General features: G+C 40.5%; 12 protein-coding genes. 7 read left to right on the forward strand and 5 right to left on the reverse strand.

The genetic code is table 11. From position 1 onward, the window contains the following. Positions 1 to 257: 257 nt before the first annotated feature. The gene (locus tag D1093_RS00605; protein WP_150222240.1) at positions 258 to 2453 is read right to left on the reverse strand and encodes a primosomal protein N'; all 2196 of its coding nucleotides are present in this window, start codon (positions 2451 to 2453) and stop codon (positions 258 to 260) included. Positions 2454 to 3173: 720 nt separating this feature from the next. Here D1093_RS00605 and fsa point away from each other — a divergent pair. Further along, positions 3174 to 3827: a fructose-6-phosphate aldolase gene (gene fsa, locus D1093_RS00610; protein WP_120099925.1), complete on the forward strand. Its 654-nt coding sequence runs from the start codon at positions 3174 to 3176 to the stop codon at positions 3825 to 3827. On the opposite strand, the gene D1093_RS00615 is transcribed toward fsa, so the two are convergent. Together D1093_RS00615 and leuS are read right to left on the reverse strand one after the other, a co-directional pair. Further along, complete coding sequence (locus D1093_RS00615; protein ID WP_120099926.1) at positions 3824 to 4438, reverse strand: LPS assembly lipoprotein LptE; 615 nt, start codon at positions 4436 to 4438, stop codon at positions 3824 to 3826. The two genes, fsa and D1093_RS00615, sit on opposite strands and share 4 nt — an antisense overlap. After that, entirely contained in the window at positions 4425 to 7079 is a 2655-nt protein-coding gene (gene leuS, locus D1093_RS00620) for a leucine--tRNA ligase (RefSeq protein WP_120099928.1), read from the reverse strand. The genes D1093_RS00615 and leuS overlap by 14 nt, the downstream gene beginning before the upstream one ends. A gap of 177 nt (positions 7080 to 7256) precedes the next feature. On the opposite strand from leuS, the gene D1093_RS00625 reads away from it, so the two are divergent. Then, positions 7257 to 7964 carry a YggS family pyridoxal phosphate-dependent enzyme gene (locus D1093_RS00625; protein ID WP_120099932.1) on the forward strand — a complete coding sequence of 236 codons (708 nt, stop codon included), beginning with the start codon at positions 7257 to 7259 and terminating at the stop codon, positions 7962 to 7964. Between the two features lie 254 nt (positions 7965 to 8218). On the opposite strand, the gene D1093_RS00630 is transcribed toward D1093_RS00625, so the two are convergent. Next, positions 8219 to 8398, reverse strand: coding sequence for a hypothetical protein (locus tag D1093_RS00630; RefSeq protein WP_120099934.1), 180 nt, complete (start codon positions 8396 to 8398; stop codon positions 8219 to 8221). 705 nt (positions 8399 to 9103) lie between these two features. Here D1093_RS00630 and D1093_RS00635 point away from each other — a divergent pair. From D1093_RS00635 to D1093_RS00670, 5 genes are all read left to right on the forward strand, one after another. Continuing rightward, positions 9104 to 9274 (forward strand): hypothetical protein, encoded by a 171-nt coding sequence (locus tag D1093_RS00635; RefSeq protein WP_244614009.1) that lies wholly within the window; start codon positions 9104 to 9106, stop codon positions 9272 to 9274. A 1120-nt stretch (positions 9275 to 10394) separates the two neighbouring features. Next, a complete protein-coding gene (acs, locus tag D1093_RS00655) occupies positions 10395 to 12338 on the forward strand; it encodes an acetate--CoA ligase (RefSeq protein ID WP_120099938.1) in 1944 nt (647 codons plus the stop codon). 474 nt (positions 12339 to 12812) lie between these two features. Then, positions 12813 to 13472, forward strand: a complete 660-nt coding sequence (gene ftsE, locus D1093_RS00660; RefSeq protein WP_005774531.1) for a cell division ATP-binding protein FtsE — start codon at positions 12813 to 12815, stop codon at positions 13470 to 13472. After that, complete coding sequence (locus tag D1093_RS00665; RefSeq protein ID WP_120099940.1) at positions 13465 to 14418, forward strand: cell division protein FtsX; 954 nt, start codon at positions 13465 to 13467, stop codon at positions 14416 to 14418. The genes ftsE and D1093_RS00665 overlap by 8 nt, the downstream gene beginning before the upstream one ends. Positions 14419 to 14422: 4 nt before the next feature. Further along, complete coding sequence (locus tag D1093_RS00670; protein ID WP_120102264.1) at positions 14423 to 15088, forward strand: YdcF family protein; 666 nt, start codon at positions 14423 to 14425, stop codon at positions 15086 to 15088. A gap of 1303 nt (positions 15089 to 16391) precedes the next feature. Here D1093_RS00670 and D1093_RS00675 read toward each other — a convergent pair. Then, complete coding sequence (locus D1093_RS00675) at positions 16392 to 21350, reverse strand: DEAD/DEAH box helicase (RefSeq protein WP_150222242.1); 4959 nt, start codon at positions 21348 to 21350, stop codon at positions 16392 to 16394. Positions 21351 to 21357 lie beyond the last annotated feature (7 nt).

Consider the following 21357-nt stretch of genomic DNA (forward strand, 5'->3'; position numbering starts at 1 on the left):
GAGCTTGATGTAATACACGCGCATAACATTCTGCGGCTTGGTGCTGTTGTGCGACACAATCAAAGAAGCAAACCGCCCATAAGGAGACAAATGATAATATTGGCGTGCTGCAATCTCCCGTGTGTAAAAATCTTCTGGTTGGCATGAAAGTAAAGCTTTTATGACCGGATGGATCGGATTAATCGATTTGCAATAATCTAAACTTTCCAATCCAATCCCCCCTCTTCTTCCAATTACTTGAAAGAGAAATTTGATTTTTAAAAAAAGCTTTGCGGATCGATATCAATTTGAACCCGAACAGAACTGGGCATTTTGGGGGCATTGCTCAGCATTGCCCGAATAAACCCTTGTATATCAAAAGAGCGCTGACCTTGCAATAAAAGCCGAAAACGATAACGCCCCCGAACCAGAGCCAAAGGCGCCTCTGCGGGTCCCATAACTGAGATATTTTTCTCCCGCGGTGCGGCTTGACGGAGTGCTCGCGCATAATGTTCTGCAGCTTGGCGCTGTTGTGCCGATACAATCAAAGAGGCAAGTCGCCCATAGGGAGGTAAATGATAATATTGACGTACTGCAATCTCCCGTGTGTAAAAATCTTCTGGTTGGCATGAAAGTAAAGCTTTTATGACCGAATGATCGGGTTGATAGGTTTGCAATAATCCTAAACTTTCCAATCCTACCCGCCCTGCTCTTCCAGTCACTTGAGAGAGAAGCTGGAAGGTTCGTTCACTGGCGCGTAAATCACCATTGGCAAGACCAAGATCAGCATCAATAACCCCCACCAAAGAGAGCTTGGGAAAATGATGTCCTTTAGCGACCAACTGTGTCCCAATAATAATATCCACATCACCTTTGGCAATGGCTTGCAATTCGCTTCGCAACTGCCCAATCCCCCCTTTGAGATCTGTTGAAAGAATCAATGATCGTGCCTGCGGAAAAAGCCCTTGTGTTTCTTCTGCAATTCTTTCCACACCCGGTCCACAAGCCACAAGATGGTCTAATGTTCCACATTCAGGACAGGCTTCTGGAAGGGATTGATGATAGCCACAATGATGACATTTTAATTGCCCTTGCGCACGATGTTCGACCAACCAACTTGAACAATCGCGACAATGAAAACGATGTCCGCAAACTCGGCATAAAGTTAAAGGCGCATAACCACGACGATTAAGAAAAAGCAGCGCCTGCTCGCCTTTTTCAAGCGTTTGTTTTAAAGCCCTTTCAAGGGCAAAGGAAATAAAGCGCCCCTTTTGCACTCCTCCTTGGCGCATATCAATGACCCGCAACTGTGGAAGGGCAACTTCTTTAAAACGGGAGGGTAAATGCACCTTTTGATAACGCCCTTTTAAAACATTGGCTTGGCTTTCAATCGACGGTGTGGCTGAGGACAAAATAACAGGAAAATGCTCAAAAGAACCCCGAGCAACAGCCATATCACGCGCGTGATAAAAAATGCGCTCTTCTTGTTTATAAGCACTATCATGCTCTTCATCGACAACAATCAAGCCAAGCGCATGAAAGGGAAGAAAAAGTGCCGAACGAGCTCCCGCAACAACACGCACCCGCCCTTCTGCAACTTGTCGCCAGACACGTTCTCTACGACGCGGTGTCAAATCGGAATGCCATTCTGCTGCCGCAGCGCCAAAGCGTGCATAAAAACGATCTAAAAACTGCTGTGTTAAAGCAATTTCCGGCAATAAAATTAAAACTTGGCTACCCCCTTTGAAAGCTTGAGCAACCGCTTCAAAATAAACTTCTGTCTTTCCAGAGCCCGTCACACCATCGAGCAAAAAAACTTGAAACTGAGAAGACAAAACCCCTTCCCGCAACAATGTGGCAGCCTCATTTTGTGCGCCCTGCAACTGAGGAGGACAAAAATCAGGATCGGGCATACCCACAAGATCAGGAGCAGGAATTTTAACATCTTCAAAAACGCCTAGCGCTTTTAAACCTTCAACAACAGACACAGATGTTCCAGCCGCATGCGCAAGACCAGAACGTGTCCAGATCTTCTCATTGCGCACCAATTCCAAAACCCGTAAGCGGGCTGGTGTAAGACGTTCCACATCTCCCCCACAATAGCGCAGTCCCAGCATTTGCGCTTCTGGCTCTAAAGCAGCCGGTACAGACAAAACCAATCGTGCAACAAGACCAAAAGGTGTCATGGTATAACGGCTAACAAACCGCAAAAATGCAATCATCTCTGCCTTTAATGGCGGACAATCAAAAACATGTAAGAGAGAACGTAATTTTTCACGCGCCACCGAAGCAGTTCTTTGCCCATCTTTTGTCTTCTCCCCAACATCCACCACAAAACCGCAAAGCTCACGCCCCATCACCGGAACCCGAACAAAAGAACCAATTTCCACTTCCATAGAAGACGGAACTTTATAACTATAAGCATACGCAACAGGAAGAGGAACCAAAACAGAGACAACCTTTTCCTCTATCATGTTTGAATTCACCCTTTTAACCAATCCACCCCCCCCTTATCTACAATCCTTTTGTCTACGATCCTCTTGAACACCAACAAGTCTACCCCTTATCTTTAAACACTCTTATAAAATTCATTGCAGGTAAAATTCATGGCGGACCTCAATCACTCCCATTTTCACAACAAGCTTCTCCCCAAAATTCTTTTTAAGACGCATTCCATCACCAAAACACCAACAATCAATACAACGTCATCCTCTCTAACAAAAAAACAGCACCATTCTCCAGTGCCAATTAAAATCCATCACAATTAAGCATTCCACACAACATTATCACTGCACTCCTTTGCAATCCCATAGTGTAACCTCATGCCAACATACACATTTTTATTTTTTTTCCAGCTCAACGCTCAACTTATTCTCAATAGATTGATTTATAAAGATAAATTATTTTTACATATTGTAATAAAAACGCTTAATACGAGAATTTTTTCGTTATAAATAAATTCTCTGAACATAGGAAAAACTTCATGCGTAAAACACATAACTTCTTCAAGGGTAATTTATGACACAAAAGCCCATTTACTGACCCGCGATCTTCCTTTCCAGAAAGCGGGCATGATAAACACCATAGCATTCTTATTCTTTATATTAAATTCTTGCTCTTGCTTTTGTAGTCAACAATAGCGCATAACAAAAGAGCAAGATAAAATATGAAAAGCTAAAAGGAAGAGGTTAGAGATGAAATTTTTTGTGGACAGCGCCAATATTGAAGAAATACGAGAATTACAGAATTTAAGCCTTGTTGATGGTGTGACCACCAATCCCTCTCTTATCCTCAAATCAGGACGCAATATTCTTGAAGTGACAAAAGAAATTTGTTCTCTCGTTAGCGGGCCTGTTTCTGCTGAAGTTGCCGCAACAGAATTTGAAAACATCATGAAAGAAGCGGCTGTTTTAGCAAAGATTGCCGATAATATTTGCATCAAGCTTCCTTTAACACTGGATGGATTAAAAGCTTGTAAAGCTCTGACAGCAGAAGGACTAAAAACAAATCTCACCCTTTGTTTTTCTGCCAATCAAGCCTTACTTGCAGCCAAAGCAGGTGCAACATTTGTTTCGCCTTTTATTGGGAGACTCGATGATTGCGAACTCAATGGAAGTGAACTCCTTCATGAAATTCGCACAATTTATGATAACTATAACTTCGAAACACAAATCTTAGCCGCTTCAATCCGCACCGTTAACCATGTCAAAGAAGCAGCCCTAAGCGGTGCTGATGTTGCAACAGTTCCACCCGCAATCTTAAAAGCCCTCGTCAACCATCCCCTTACAGATAAAGGGTTACAAATATTTCTCAACGATTGGCAAAAAACAGGACAAAATATTGCCTAAGGACTAGAAGTTTTATTGGAAAGATCTCTAGAAAGTAACAAAAAAATCTGTTCAGCCAGCTCTTCTGCCACACGCTTTTTTGCATCTTCTTCTGCTTGCATCGTTGCATATTCTTGACGAAGTCGCTCAAAAGATGCATTCATTATTGCTGTTCCTTTTGCAACAGGCCTATTTTTCATATCCTGCAAGGTATAGGAAGCTTTGCTCATAACAGTTCCAACAGAAGGACGTCCCTTTCTCTTTTTCTCAAAATCGACCTCTATCTGCATCGATTCTCTTGTCAAGACGGATATCTGCAATGCCAATCGATAAGCCGGTTGAGAAGGTTTACCACCCTTTCCATACAATAGAAACAGCAGATGATTGCGCACCATTTGTCCAAAACGATCCGAAGGCTCTTCCACAACAATAGAGCTAAGCTTTGCTGAAAGCCCCAAAGAAGCTTGCTCAGAAATAGAATTCTGATGCGCATAAGACCCCTCATAAACAGCAGAATTCATTACTCTTAAACTCTGCGACTCTTGACGGTAAAGCGGTTCAATTTTGCACCCATACAACAGTGTGAAGACACCCGCTAAAACAACAAGCAGAAAACTTTTAAAGAACGACATTCACAATCCTTTGTGGAACAATAATAATTTTTTTCATAGGTTTTTCACCCAGCTGCGCCTGGACGAAATCTAAAGCCAAAACCGCTTCTTTAATCATCGTCTCACTCGCTGTTGCAGCAACGGTGACCTCACCGCGTTTTTTACCATTAATTTGCACCGGCAAGGTATAGCTTTCTTCAACGATTAAGGCGGGATTATAAACAGGCCAAGCAAGTTCAGACATTAAAGTTTCCTCCCCTAAAGCAGCATGGCATTCTTCAGCTAAATGGGGCATGATCGGTGCAATCATGGCAAGAAAAAAATCCATAGCTTGACGCAAAGCCGCTTTCATTTCATCCTCAACATCTGCCACTTTATTAAGCAAAGGTGCCATAATATTCAAGAATTCATAAAGACGTGCAATAGCTCGATTAAAAGCAAATTTTTCTAAATCATCTTCGACAGCGTGAAGCGTGCGATGTACAACCTTTGAGAATTCCAAAGCCGCTCCCTGATGCCCTGCACAAGGGGCGATATCCCTTAAAATAGGGGCACTCAAAGCCACATGGCGCCAAACACGCTGGACAAAGCGATGCGCACCTTCAACACCCGATTCTGTCCAAATGACATCTCTTTCCGGCGGAGAATCAGACAACACAAACCAGCGTACCGTATCAGCGCCATAGGAGGCAATAATATCATCAGGATCAACAACATTCTTTTTTGATTTTGACATTTTCTCAATCAAACCAATCGTCACTTCGCTTTGATCGGTTAATTTATAAGCACACCGTTTTCCATCTTTTTCAACAATCGAAATCTCTGCTGGAGAAACCCACCCTTGATCATCGCGATAGGTTTCATGCACCACCATCCCTTGCGTAAACAACCCCTTAAAAGGCTCATCCACACTCACATGACCAACCAGTTTCATAGCACGCATAAAAAAGCGCGCATAAAGAAGATGGAGAATCGCATGCTCAATTCCACCAATATATTGTTGCACAGGCAACCATTCAGCGATTGCTTGTTTTTCAACAGGTTCTGCGGCAAAAGGAGCCGTAAAGCGTGCATAATACCAAGAAGAATCCACAAAAGTATCCATGGTATCCGTTTCGCGTTTGGCAGATTGACCGCAGGAAGGACAAGCAACAGCTTGCCACCTTTCATGCCGCACAAGAGGATTGCCCGGTTGATCAAAAGTAACATCATCAGGCAATACAACCGGCAAATCAGAACGGGGTACAGGAACAACACCACACGTTTTACAATGGATCATCGGAATGGGGCACCCCCAATAACGTTGACGCGAAATTCCCCAATCACGCAATCGAAATTGCACTGTTTTTTCTCCCTGCGGTTGCCCATTGAGCACTTGCCCCTCAAGCCTTTTGGCGGCTTCTTCAAAGGCTTGTTGGGGTGTCAAACCATTCAAAAAGCTGGAGTTAATCATCACCCCATCACCCACATAAGGTGTTTTAGTAATGACAAAATTGTCCGCTTGCTCTCCTTTTGGCAAAACCACTGGTTTTATCGGAAGGTCATATTTACGCGCAAAATCGAAATCTCTCTGATCATGAGCTGGACAACCAAAAATAGCCCCGGTACCATAGTCCATCAGCACAAAATTAGCGATATAAACGGGGATATGCACTGTTTCATCAAAAGGATGCACCGCCACAAGCGATGTGCGAACCCCTAGTTTTTCCGCTGTTTCAAGTGCTGCTGTTGTCGTTCCACCACTCCGACAACTCTCAACAAAAGCCTCTAGCTCCTTATCCTTTTTTGCAAGAGCTTGCGCAATGGGATGATCAACAGACAGAGCTAAAAAAGAAGCACCAAACAGGGTATCAGGACGCGTTGAATAACAAACAACCTCATTAAAGGACTGACAAACATCATGAGCATCCCTTGCATCATCAGCTGTTGCCTTTAAAGCCCAACGAATCAACAAACCTTGGGATTTTCCGATCCAATTTTTTTGCATCGTGCGCACTTTTTCTGGCCATTGATCCAGTTCTTCAAGTCCTGCGAGTAAATCTTCACTAAAATCGCTAATTTTGAAAAACCACTGGGTTAATTCCCGCTGTTCAACCAACGCACCCGAACGCCAACCCCGTCCATCCACAACCTGTTCATTGGCCAAAACGGTATGATCAACGGGATCCCAATTGACCTTCGCCACTTTACGCGCCACCAACCCCTTTTGATAAAAATCAAGAAACAGCATTTGTTGGCGGTGGTAATAGTCCACATCACACGTTGCAAATTCCCGTGTCCAATCGAGTGAAAGCCCTAATTGCTTTAATTGCCCACGCATGACGGCGATATTTTCATAAGTCCACGTTTTAGGATGCACTTTACTTTGCAAAGCAGCATTTTCAGCCGGCATTCCAAAAGCATCCCAGCCCATAGGATGAAGCACATTAAAGCCCTTTGCGCGTTTATAGCGTGCCACCACATCTCCCATGGCATAATTGCGCACATGCCCCATGTGAATACGGCCTGACGGATAAGGAAACATCTCTAAAACATAATATTTTTTACGACCATTTTCCCCTACAGTCTGAAAAATTTTCCTTTCATCCCAAATTTCTTGCCATTTTTTTTCTCTCGCACGTGGATTATAGCGTTCACCTATCTTATAATGCTCAAATGTCATTCCCATGATACTCTTTTGATAAAACTGAACCAAAAACTTGTTTTATTATGCTTGACCATGGATTAACCTCATCGTCAACATTTTCGTGCAATATTTCCCGAAGTATTTTATAAAAATAACCACCCTCTTGAATAAAACTTGAACAAAATTTAAACAAACACGATAAAGCATAAAAACATGAATACACACATGCCCCCTCATAGCCCCTCCTCCCCACATAACTCTTCTATCGAGGCATTACACAACCTTCAAAAAGACATTGCAGCAACATGCCAAGAACTCCAACGCCCTGTGGAAGAAGTTGAACTGATTGCTGTTTCAAAAACTGTTTCTGCCGCTGATATCTACCCTCTTTTGCAAGCTGGTCACTCTCAATTTGCAGAAAATCGTGTGCAAGAAGCAGCACAAAAATGGCTCGGGTTACGTCAACAATTTAAAAATATTAAACTTCACCTCATCGGTCCCCTACAATCCAATAAAGCTGCTGAAGCTGTTAAAATTTTTGATGTCATTCAAACGGTTGATCGTGAAAAAATAGCTAAAATTTTGGCAGAAGAAATGCAAAAACAAAAAAAGCATCTCCCCTGCTATGTTCAGATCAATATTGGCTTAGAGCCACAAAAAACTGGCATCTCGCCGCAAGACATGATCCCTTTTGTTTCTCGATGCAAAAACAACTATGGACTTGATATTATCGGTCTGATGGCCATCCCCCCTCTCAAAGAGAACCCCGGTCCCTATTTCGCCCTATTAGCAAAATTAGCAAAACAAGCTGGTCTTCCAAAGCTTTCCATGGGCATGTCTAATGATTTTAAAACAGCTCTACAATTTGGCTCCAATGTCCTTCGCATTGGCTCTGCTTTATTTGGCAAACGCCCCGTGTAAAGCAACTTCCCCAAGATACATCCCCATTGAAAACTCTACGAACAAGCCCAAAACAACAGAAATGAAAAAAATATTCCTCTCACTAAAAGAGCAACTCTAACAGAAAACATTCCCGTCTCTCATTCTCCCTATGAGCAAAATGAACAAAAATGCTCTTCCTAAACTTCTCACCAGCACACCCTCAACCCGTACAATGACTTCAAAACAGCCCTTGGCTTTCATATTCTCGCACCTTGGCTCTTCTTCTTCCCTCTCTAATCACCACCTCCAGCAAAAGTACCACACACAAAAAATCCTAAATATAAAAGCAAAATAATAAAAATAGGGGCGTTGCGCATAAATGGAAAAACTGTCGCGAAATAAATAAAAGAATATTCAGCACGCTTATCGCAATGACTTCCATTAAAAACCTCGAATTCTGTTAATTTATCCAATATGTATAAACAATTTCCCCATCTGCCAATGACGTAAAGCAAGCAAAAGAGGCTTATAGCTGCATAATACAGTAACAAAACTCTTTCATATAAATCACTTGAGCAAAATAAACATCTCAAATGCCCAATAGAGCACCAAGAACCGCGCTAAACAACATGACAGCAATCTATAAGGTTCAAGGATAGCATAGAGGCTTTCTATGCTCTACAAAGCGTAACATGCGGTCAATATCCGCCTGAAAAATAAAAGAACGAATCCCATGCATATGCGCATAATACATGCAGGCAAAACAAAGGCAATGAAACTGATTTCAATAACGATATTTCTTTATCGTTCTCATAAACAAAGAAAAAAACACCAACTTTTCATATACGCAATTTTTCTAATTTTAAACTTAAATTAAGAAAAAATATGGTGTAATTTCTTATATTTTATAATATTATTATTTTTTAAGAAAAAAATTCATATACATAATATATTTACTATTTATACAGTCATTTTTATTGTAATTTTTAAAATTATACTTGATACTTTTCTAAAATTGGTGATAGCAATTTTAAATGTATCATTGTGATACTATTTTAATGTAGATAATATTAGGAGGATTAAAATGAGAAATTTTTTCAGGTTTAACTTATACGATAAATGACTCAACACCTATCATTTATGGAAATGCATGTAGACCTAGTGATTTTATAAATCACATGAATGCACAGGGTTTTGACTTGGCAGTTGCAGGAGGGATAACCGGAGTAGCAATGGGAGCTATATCTGGTCCAGGTGCACTTATGGGTGGAGTTACAGGCTTTACGACTGGTTTCCTCGGAGGTTTTGGTTTGGGGTTCGTACAGAAAGCTCATGAGTGTTGGTTCTAATTTATAGAGAATAGCGACAAAGATATCTCTGAAATTAGTAGTTTTGTAAATATATTCGAGAGAATATACCAAATATCTATGGACAAAATAATTTTCAGAGGTATCTACTATATAAAATATTATAATCAGGATCTTTTTATAATGGATATTCTTTATAAAATTGCAAGATTGCTCTTAATACTCATTGTATTTATCCCTATATATGCTACTTTTGTTAAAACATTCGGTGGTTGGAGTTGGAAACAATCCATAATGACAGGATTATTTGTGGGAATTCTATTTTTTATTTCTGATAGTTTGTGTAGATACTTTGGTTTATATTAATATTTATCGGATGAGTTCCGATTACACTGAATAAAATATCGATGGTGCTATTTAATGAGAAATTATCATTTATAATGTCAGATTTTGCTTATAAAATCATTGAATCGCTTATAGCAACGTTTTTCTTTGGCTTTTTATATATGTTTTATTATAGATTTATTTATTATAGTTGGAAAGATTCTCTAAAAAACGCATTATTAATAAGCATTATGTTCTTTATGGTTAGTCTTTTATTTAACTATATTGGTTTATATCAAGTTGTGAGAAATATTTTATAATGAACATTCGTTATGAACTCATAAGACTGTTTTGCATTCTCATTGTATTCATCCCTATATATGCTATTGGTTTTAAAAAAATTGGTGGTTACAGTTGGAAAGTAGCTATAAAATCAACATTATATACAGTAATTCTGTTCATTATTTCTGATAGTTTATGTAGATATTTTGGGTTATTTAATTATTAATGAACTTATTCTTATTTGAATAAGGCAATACAAAATAAAAAACATTCCAAGCGATAATCAATAAAATACCTTCATCTGTCTCTTTTATATGGTATTTTTTTAATATCTTTATGCTTTTATAAAAAGCTCTGTACGACAAGGCTCTGTTGCATTTGAGTATCCTAAATGAGCATAAAATACTCACTTGAAGACAAGAGTTTCAGATTTTAAAAATTGACTATTCCAATCTTTGTCATTTAGTCTACCCTCATAATGAAAAGCTTACGGGGAAGTTTTGCCTAAAAATACAGTGGACTGATTTTCCCCTAAGATAAATTAAAAGAGGGAAACATGACTGAAAAAATTTATCCGATATCAGAAGAGATCAAAAAAAATACTTTGCTCGATGAGGAAACTTATCAAAAATGGTATCAGGAAAGCATCAATGATCCAGAAAGCTTCTGGGCAAAACATGGTCAATGTATTGAATGGTTTAAACCTTTTACAAAAGTAAAAAATACTTCTTTTAACGATGGTGTATCAATTAAATGGTACGAGGATGGGATAACAAATGTAGCCTATAATTGCATTGATCGTCATCTGAAAACCCATGGCGATCAAATTGCGCTCATTTGGGAAGGCGATAACCCCTATCATGATAAAAAAATAACCTATAACGAACTTTATGAACATGTTTGTCGTTTTGCCAATATCTTAAAAAACCACGGTGTCAAAAAAGGCGATAAAGTAACCATTTATCTTCCTATGATTCCCGAAGCAGCCTATGCCATGCTCGCTTGTGCCCGCATTGGTGCTGTTCATTCGGTTATTTTTGCAGGCTTTTCTGCTGAAGCCATAGCAGGACGCATTGTTGATTGTGAATCGACCTTCATTATTACTGCTGATCACGGCTTGCGGGGTGGCAAACGAATTAACTTAAAAGACAATGTTGACCATGCTATTGAAATAGCCGCCCGCCAAAATGTGCGTGTCGATCAAGTTATGGTTATACGACGGACTTGCGGACCAATTGATTGGATAGAGGGGCGTGATTTTTGGTACCACGAAGAAATCGCTCATGCAAAAACAGACTGTCCAGCAGAACCAATGAATGCTGAAGATCCGCTTTTTATTCTTTATACTTCAGGCTCAACCGGCAAACCCAAAGGTGTTTTACATACCACAGGGGGCTATCTTGTTTATGCCGCAATAACCCACAAATATGTTTTTGATTATCACCCTGGTGAAATTTACTGGTGTACAGCCGATATTGGTTGGATTACAGGGCATTCTTACTTGGTTTATGGACCTCTATGCAACAAAGCCACCACTTTAATGTTTGAAGGCACGCCAACCTTTCCTGATAAGGGAAGATTTTGGGAAATTGTCGACAAACACCAAGTCAATACGCTCTATACAGCACCAACCGCTATCCGCGCCTTAATGGGTGCGGGAAATTCATTTGTTGAACGCTCAAAAAGAACATCCTTACGGCTCTTAGGAACGGTAGGTGAACCAATTAATCCAGAAGCATGGGAATGGTTTTATCACACAATTGGAAATGACCGTTGTCCGATTCTCGATACATGGTGGCAAACAGAAACAGGGGGACATATGATCACCCCCCTCCCCGGTGCCACGCCTCTTAAAGCAGGCTCCGCCACACGTCCTTTCTTTGGGGTTCAACTGCAAATCATAGACGAGCAAGGAAATATTCTGGAAGGAGAAGCAGAAGGCAATCTTTGTATTATTGACTCATGGCCAGGACAAATGCGCACGCTCTATAAGGATCATGAGCGCTTTATCGAAACCTATTTTTCCACCTATAAAGGGAAATATTTTACAGGTGATGGCTGTAGACGCGATAGTGATGGCTATTATTGGATTACAGGACGCGTTGATGACATTCTCAATGTCTCAGGGCACAGATTAGGAACAGCAGAAATTGAATCGGCCCTCGTTTTACACCCTGCTGTATCAGAAGCCGCTGTTGTTGGTTACCCTCACCCCATTAAAGGACAGGGAATCTACAGTTTTGTCACCCTCATGGAGGGAACAACGCCAAGTGAAGAATTGCAAAAAGACCTTATCAAGCATGTCAGAAAGGAAATAGGTTCCATTGCTATATTGGATAAAATTCAGTTTGCTCCGCAGCTTCCCAAAACGCGATCAGGAAAAATTATGAGACGCATTTTACGCAAAATTGCTGAAAATAATTTTGATAATTTAGGCGATATTTCAACCCTTGCCGAACCACAAGTTGTTGAAGATCTGATTGCCAATCGACAAGATTAAAGAAACACGACAAAATACAACCATACGGTGGTTTTTATTTTTTCCTCAAATATTTCGGCATTATTATGAAAACCACCGATAAGCAGAAAAACTTCCTAATTGGAATATGCTCTTAATGGGAATATGCATGTGAATAAGAAAATAAGATCAAAAGAGCAACAGAGCTTTTCTAAAGTGCCTTTTTAATGGCTTCATGCCCCCTCAATGCAAAAAAGTCTCTGAGCAAGAAGAAAAGATAATTCTGATGTTTATGCTAGAATCACTTTGAAATTCCTGCTAAAATCATAAATAAAGGGAGAAAGAGCAAGTATAAATGATAATATTTTTGAGCAAAAATATTGATCGATAACAAAGACGCAGAAAGAAACCATGAAATCTAAAATGAACAAGCTTACAACAAAAGCCTAACGCCATGAAACGGCAAAAATTTTTAGAATAAATGCTACAAGATAAAATCAGGAGTAAGAATAAAAAGTGATTCATTTTGAAAATGTCGGTCTGCGCTATGGAATGGGCCCAGAGATCCTTCGCGATATTAGCTTTCATATTCCTGCTGGATCATTTCAATTTCTCACGGGAGCCTCTGGGGCGGGTAAGACATCATTGATGCGTCTGATGTTTTTAGCACTCAAACCAACGCGTGGTCATATTGATTTATTTGGAACAGACACAGCTTTACTCAGACGACAAGAGCTCCCTGCACTACGACAACGTATCGGTGTGGTTTTTCAAGATTTTCGTCTCCTTGACCACATGACCACCTATGAAAATGTTTCCTTGCCTTTACGTATTAAAGGACAAGAAGAAGCAACCTATCGCAGTGAAGTAGAAGATCTTCTCTGTTGGGTAGGTCTTGGCGATCATATTCATGTTTTACCACCGGTTCTTTCCGGTGGGGAAAAACAAAGAGTCGCCATTGCACGCGCGCTTATTGATCAACCTGAAATTTTGCTTGCCGATGAACCAACAGGAAATGTCGATCCACCCTTAGCGAAACGCCTGCTACGTTTGTTTATTGAATTAAACCGTTTTGGAACGGCTGTTATCATTGCCACTCATGATATCGCCTTAATGGAACAAGTTGCAGCACGGCGTATGCTTCTCCATAACGGACGGATGACGATTCATGAATAAATTTTTCTCCATTTTTACCAACAATAAAAAAAACACAACAGCGATTATTCCCAGTAGCAACATCTCTGGACAAGCACTGGTTGCCATCATTGCTATTATGACATTTCTCTCAAGCCTCACCTTAATTGGTGTTGATTTAGTCCAGCGTTCTGCCAAAAATTGGAGCAATCAAATTAGCTATGAAGCAACAATACAAATACGCCCCGTTGATAATGTTGATATCAACAAAGCACTTCATGAGGCAGTAACATTGGTTAAAACATTTTCTGGTGTACAAGATGCAAAAATTGTTGACCAAAACGCCACCGAAAAGTTACTCGAACCATGGCTTGGAACAGGTTTTAATGTGAACGAATTGCCCCTTCCCCGCCTTATCATTGTCACCTTAAAAGAAGATGAGACAATCAATTTTGCCGCCATTAATCATGCCATTAAAACTCAAATTCCAGGCGGTCAATTTGATGATCACCGTGTTTGGGTCCATCGTTTTACGACCATGGCATACACTTCTGTTTTCATTGGTTTTTCAATTTTAGCATTGGTTCTAGGTTCTCTAATCCTCACCATTGTTTTTGCCACCCGCAATGCATTGGCAGAAAATGCCCATATTATCAATGTGTTATATTTTCTTGGTACTGAAACCCTTTTCATTGCCCGTCAATTTGACTGGCATTTTTTTAAAAATGCGCTGCGCGGTGCTTTATATGGTGGTCTCACAAGTATATTTCTGTTTTCGTCCTTTTGTCTGTGGACAAATTATAACTTAGGAAGAGCAGAAGCCAGCCAAGTAACCGCTTTATTTGGACATATTTCCATAAATTCCATTCCTTATGGAAAAATTATTCTCCTGATTATTTTCGTTTCTTTTCTCACCACTTTGACAAACCGCATGACTATTTTAGCGCAACTGAAAAAAATCGATCAATGTGAAAACGGTTTATTTTAATTTTATGACTCACAACAGCTCCAACTCATTGACTCAAAATAATTTAGACCGCTCTTTTCCAAAACGGCTCCACTATAGTTGGTCTCCCCGCCGTTTATTTCGCTATTTTCCACCAACAACCCTTACTCTTGCCGTCATTGTTTTCATTTTTTGGGGTGGTTTTATTATTTTTTCTGAAAAAACCGAACGGCTTTCTCCCCCAACGCCTCTTCCCAAAGCAGATGCCATCATTGTGCTTACAGGCGGAGAACACCGAATAGAGACAGGACTTCATCTCTTACAAAAAGGGCTTGGTTCACGACTTCTCATCAGTGGCGTAAACGCCTCAACCAATCTAAAGGGGTTTATGCATAATATGCATATTAGCCCACAGCTTATCTCCTGTTGTATTGACATTGGGCATCAAGCAATTAACACCAGAGGAAACGCAGAAGAAAGCGCTGCTTGGATCAAAAAGCATCACTATAAAACCCTCTATATCGTCACCCATGATTACCACATATGGCGCTCGATGCGTGAACTTAAATATCTCATGCCTGATATCCATTTCATTGCTTATCCTGTGAAAAAGAGCAAAGCTGAAAGCACAATACAACAGATCAAGCAAGCTCGCATTCTCATATTTCAATATATTAAAACACTGCAAGTCTATATCAGAACCGCCTTCTGACCTTTCTCCCCGATCTTTATTCTTGTGGCTTTAAACCTTGCCACCTTCTAACTGCGTCATCCCCTTCTCTCCATACTCTTTTCCACACGAGTTACCGCTATAAAAGCTCGCAGAGCTTCCCCCTCAAACAAAGCAAAACGCCCCAAGAAACGTGTCACTGTCTTGCACATTCACCCCGAGACATCTCTTACATTCCAAACATTATCCCACACATATATATACCATGCTAATATAAAAACAGCTCTTGTAAATAAAACTCCCCAGATAGCTATAAGATCAAACTTGTCATAAAAATCTCTTTATACCACCATCTTTACGTTTCATAAAAAATGCAAATCACCCTATCCTACATTTTGCCATCCCCCAACATGACGATAGCTCTTAAAAACCACTTCGGATAATGAGTAAGGGGCATGCATTACGCCTTTGACTGGATTCACAAACCAACCTCGTATCACCTGCAAGGCAGTCATTTTAAAGGCTTAAAAGTAAGAAAATTGATGATCCTTAGATTTCTCATTCAACAGAGAGAACGTTAAACAATCATTATAAATCAATAGATTACTAACAATCTCTTCATTCTATAACGCATCTTCATAAGAGCATTTTAGATCACAGATACAATAAGCTCAAAACGCACACCACCACAAACATCCCACGCTCTTCATTGCACTCTTTTTTTTAAATCATTTCTCTCTCTACGATTACTTTTTGTTTGGTTTCCTCCCCACATCTCAAAGGACACTTTAACTCCCACAAATCTGTAAACAATAACATCCAGCTTTTTATCTAACGCGTTCCACCGGCTCACTTCTGATTACCCTCACTCAAAAGATAGATTTCATAAGAGTTATGAGTTCCTTCCAACCACTCAAAGAACGAAAATGCCGATCAACAACGGTTTGTAAAAAATCCACTTTCTCTGGACTTCCCCATTTATATGCTCCACACCTACAAGGCTCGACAAGCAAACCCTGCCCCAAAATATTCACCCCTGTCGCTAAAGCTCATGCGTCATAATTTTAGCGACCTTATTGCGTAGGGTGTTTTATTGCCACCAACATATTGATTGATAAAGATAAGTGTTTTTCATCTTAAATAAAAATCTTGAATAGCGTAAGATTCTCTCACTCTGTTGAATCCCATTTGCTTGCACATCTCAAGGAAAAAGAGTCGTGTAGCGTAAAACGATACAAGAAAGACATGCCTCTTCTGAACCATCTTAAATGCCAAGAGCTTATCGCAACACCCACGAACTCGCAAAATGTATGAGAGTACCAGCTTGTTATGACTCGACACTTTTTTACCGCACAATAGATAACTTAACCTTTTCAGTTTCTCGCACTTCTAATTTTGGAAGACTGCGCACAATTTTCATCGTTTCTAAACTGACCGTAATAACCCGTTGAAACAATTCTAAGGGATAAGCTGGATTACCCACTGTCTCAACGGCATAACGATTAGCATCATTCACAATCCCACTCGCTTTATCCGTTTTGACAACCTGCCGCTCCATCACCCATTCAAGAGCAGGCCTCCCATTAACAATATAATCATACGCTTCAAGAGGGATATTCTGCATCGTAATATGCGCATTATAAACCACGGTGCTTTTATCAACAGCACCGCGCTTACCCGCAAATTTCATCGCTTGAACACGATAAAAACTCTCCGCATCAGAAATCACCCAAGTTTTTGGATCTCCCTGTTTATAGGTCACAGGATAGGGTTCAACCTCCTCATAATTCATATGCAAATCACCAAGCTTTCGCCCCGCTGTCACAAAAGCCCAAAAATCCTCTACTCTTTTGACCGTTGGGATTCGTGGCAATTCTTTAGACAGATTATGTGCATAACGCACACGGTAATCTTCAGAGTGCAAGATTCCATAGACATAATAAAACAAATCATCCTTTGTAATCACTTCACCAGGATAAGCTGCTTTAAAATACGCCAATCCCTCATCGGTAAGTGCATCACGCCGCTGCCAACCAGATTTTTTACCTTCCTCTGCAAAATTTGCAAACAAATGAACTTGATCTTTCTCTTTATCTCCTAAAGAGTCAGAATCTTCATAAAGATACCGTGGAAAACATTGACCTTTTTCCATTGCATCCAAACCGGGCAAAACCTTAGTCATCAGAACAGAAAAACCACTGCTTGCTCCTATACCTGTAACTTGTATCACCCTATTTTTAACCGCTTTTTCTAAAGGAAAAATACACGGCATTTGGTATACTCTCTCATTGAAAGTACGATTATAATAAAGCCACTGTCGTACAAAAGGACGATAAAGGCTTTGAATTAAGCAATCACTTTTAAATTCAGCAAACTTTCCCCTTATTAATTTTTCTTTAAGACTACTACTCCAACTGATCTTTTTGGCATCTGTGTTAACAAAATCATTCACAGCACCTATACGTGTTTTACGATCAGAATGTAGATGCGCAGTATTAAAACGTTCTACTTCACTGTTATAGAAAGCAATCATATTGCGCATATTTTTTGCTAAAGCTTCACGGCTTGAATTATATGCCCAAGCATCACGACCAGTTTGTATACCACGAGAAAAATTTTCAAAGAGCTTTTTATCACCGCCTTTCTTATCACCTAAGGCTAGAAATTTTTCAAAATCACTGTTGCGCTGATTCAGCCAATCGCCATGTTCATCTGGTGTAATCATCTGCCAGCCATATTCATGCTTGATACCACCAACGCTGCATAATTGCTGAAGTTCAGAGAGTTTCTCTTTTGTCGTGAGATTATCACCAATATCATAATAATAAATTTTACAAGGCTCAGAAACATTTGGATTTTTAACAAACAGTGTCACAGCAATTCCTGTCATGCTTCCACTTCCGAAAACATTTTGCCCTTCCTGAGCACGTCCTTTACTCATCATATTTTTACGAATATCACCCCGTAAATTAAGAACATAAATACTCGAAAATTCTTCATTCAATTCTTTTCGTAAGCCATTCATAGAATATCCATTGATAAAACCTGAATTTGTCACAAAACCAATAACACCACTGCTCTTTATGCGATCACTTGCCCAGCGAAGGGCTCTGATATAACTATCATAAAGTCCATTAACATTACTCGCTTTGGACTGAGCGGCATAAGTTTCACGAATGCGACAATCCAATTTTGGATAGCCAATATTTTGAGCATTGTCATTTTCGCTTTTCTGTCCAGAAGAATAAGGGGGGTTAGCAACGATAACCCGAATATCCAGTTCCTTCTGACGTGACCTGCGGGTGCTATTATCCATCAGCAAATCGCTCATCAGATCTTTATCTTGCTCATAAAGCTGAAATGTATCGGTCAGACAAATTCCCTCAAAGGGAACATAATCGCCCCCCATCAGACCATGGTAAGTTGTCTCAATATTAATGGCTGCGATGTAATAAGCGAGTAGAACGATTTCATTGGCATGGATTTCATGACAAAATTTGTGCTTCATTTCTTCTGGTGTGATCAAGCCTGATTGTAAAAGCCGTGTGATAAAAGTCCCCGTTCCCGTAAACGGATCCATGATGTGAACACCTGATGAGCCAAGCGTTTGCCCAAATTCATTTTGCAAGACATCATTGACAGAGTTCAAAATAAAATCCACCACCTCAACGGGCGTATAAACAATCCCTAATTTTTCGACCGTGCGTGGAAAAGCATAACGAAAAAATTTATCGTAAAGCTCTACAATCAACCTCTGCTTGGCTTTTGGATCGGTAATACCACTAGCGCGTAATTTTACACTGGCATAAAATTTCTCAAGATCTTTGGATTCCTTATCAAGATTTGCCTCATCAAGCACATCAAGCATCCGTTGCATAGCACGCGAGACAGGGTTCTCACGCGTAAATTGATAGCCTTCAAACAACACCTGAAAGACAGGACGCGTAATGATATGTTGTGCCAACATCTCAATTGCATCAGCCTCTGTAATCGTATCGTTTAAGTCATCACGCAGTTCCGCTAAAAACCGATCAAAAGCTTGACGCGTCACCGTGTTTGGTACCGCGAGAATACCTGTTAAGCGCGCAATATGGTTCTTGGCAATCTCCGCAATATTGCTCGCCCAATCCTCCCAATAATCCCGTGTCCCACATTTTTTGACAATCTTTGCCATGATGGCACGCGAAAGTTCATCCATAGGGAAAGAAAGCTCCCCTTGTCCATCCGTAAAAAGAAAATCATGCTCAGGGCTTCCAATGCCTGAATGTGCAGGTTTTGAGCGAACAGGAAGAGTATCAACAACAGCTGTAACAGCCTGTAACTCAGTGCTTTGCGTTACCCCAATAATCTCAATCACATTGCTGATATCTTGCCCCAAGGATGCCTTATTAATCGTCGCATCAAAACGATCATCATGTGCGCGCAAAGCATTTAAAATTTGCCAAACAACCCGATATTTATCATTGTTGTTTAAAGCCTGTTCCGCAGGAATATCAAAAGGAATACCTATTGGCAAAATGACATATCCCATCTTTTTGCCCTCAGAGCGACGCATCACCCGTCCAACCGCTTGCACAACATCAATCTGACTCTTGCGTGGATTTAAAAACATAATGGCATCAAGAGCTGGAACATCCACCCCCTCAGACAAACAACGTGCATTGGTCAAAATACGACAAACATCACCCCCACTCTCTGCTTTCAACCAATCAAGCAGTGCACTACGGTCCTTCGCATTAAACTTGCCATCAACATGTTCAACTTCACACTGCAGAAAATTCTCGCTTTCCACATTCCCTTGAGTATACTTAAGATATTCCTCAACAACCGCAGAAAATTCATCACGAACCAGTTTAGAACTGCGAATATCTTTACAAAAAGCCAAAGCACGATGCATCGGATATGGATCAGCCCCAACATCAGCCTTCATATCTTGTTTTGTCAAAGCCTTATAACAACCGATAATTTTTGTTGCATCATCAAGAACAAGCCCTGACTCGCGATCACTAAGGCGTTTTTGAACAGCGGAACTGACCAATTTTTCGTCCATTGCTAAGACAATAACCTTATAGTCCGTTAAAAGGTCATGCTGTACAGCCCATGAAAAGCCCCGATAAAAAAGTGTTTTGCCAAAAAGCTTTTCATCATCCATTGAAGCAAGAACGGCATTGGCTTCATTCGCACGACTTTTTGCGTTATCCCCAAAAATACGGGGTGTCGCTGTCATATAAAGACGCTTTTTAGCACGAATGATATCGTTGGAATGCACCTTCACAAAATTGGATTCATCCTCGCCAACCAGTGTTGCCCCTGTTGTACGGTGCGCCTCATCACAAATGATAAGATCAAAGGTGGGAAAACCATGATTTTTCTGCGCATCCGCAATCACCTGAATGGATTGATAAGTTGCAAACACCACACTCATCTCATCTGCAACACTCTTTCCCGCTTGTTCCGTTAGTTTTTCTGCATCGGTTGTCGCTGGAAAAGCAAGATCACACACATCAATTTCTGCAACATCATCACTATTTTTACGACGCTTTCCCACTTGTGTATCAGAACAAACCGCAAAGGAACGTAAATCAATTTCTGCATCCGTCGTCCATTCACGCACCGTCTGTGACATCAGTGCCAAGGAGGGCACAAGAAACAAAACAAACTTGCCTTGACCGGCTAAATCCTCAGCAATCTTAAGACTAGTAAATGTCTTACCGGTTCCACAAGCCATAATGAGCTTACCCCGATCAGCCTGAGCAAGCCCCGCACGCACAAAACGCAATGCCTCCCCCTGATGGGGACGGAGTTTCTTTTTACCCTCCAGCGCAATTGTGCCTTTGGCTGCAAAAATCTCCCAACGGATTGGACTTTTTTGCAAATCGGAAAGATTAATCCGTGTAACAGGAATTTTTTGCCCCTGTATCATTGTTTCAGCATTGTCAGTCCAAGCCTTTATGGTGCTATCGATGATCACACGCCGCTTAAACGGTTCTTTCCCTGATGCTGAAATAAAACTATCAATATCTGCTTTTTTAATCCGATAGGATTCATCATAAAATTTACATTGGATTGCTGCAAAACCATCTTCATGACGAAGCTTTGCCACCAAATCAATCCCAGTATCACGACCATCCCAGCCATTTTCATGCGCCCAATCTTTAAAAGTTTGAACCTTTTCATAACACTGAGACTGGAGAGGGTCATGGGTCAGATAAGCAAGAACAAAACGCTCAAAATACGTGCCCTTATCTCGTTCGGTACGTGCTTCCTCACGATAAGACTGTAAAAGCGATTGTAGCGTCGTCATGCTTCCC

The sequence above is a fragment of the Bartonella kosoyi genome, from assembly GCF_003606325.2.
Classification (GTDB): Bacteria; Pseudomonadota; Alphaproteobacteria; order Rhizobiales; family Rhizobiaceae; genus Bartonella; species Bartonella kosoyi.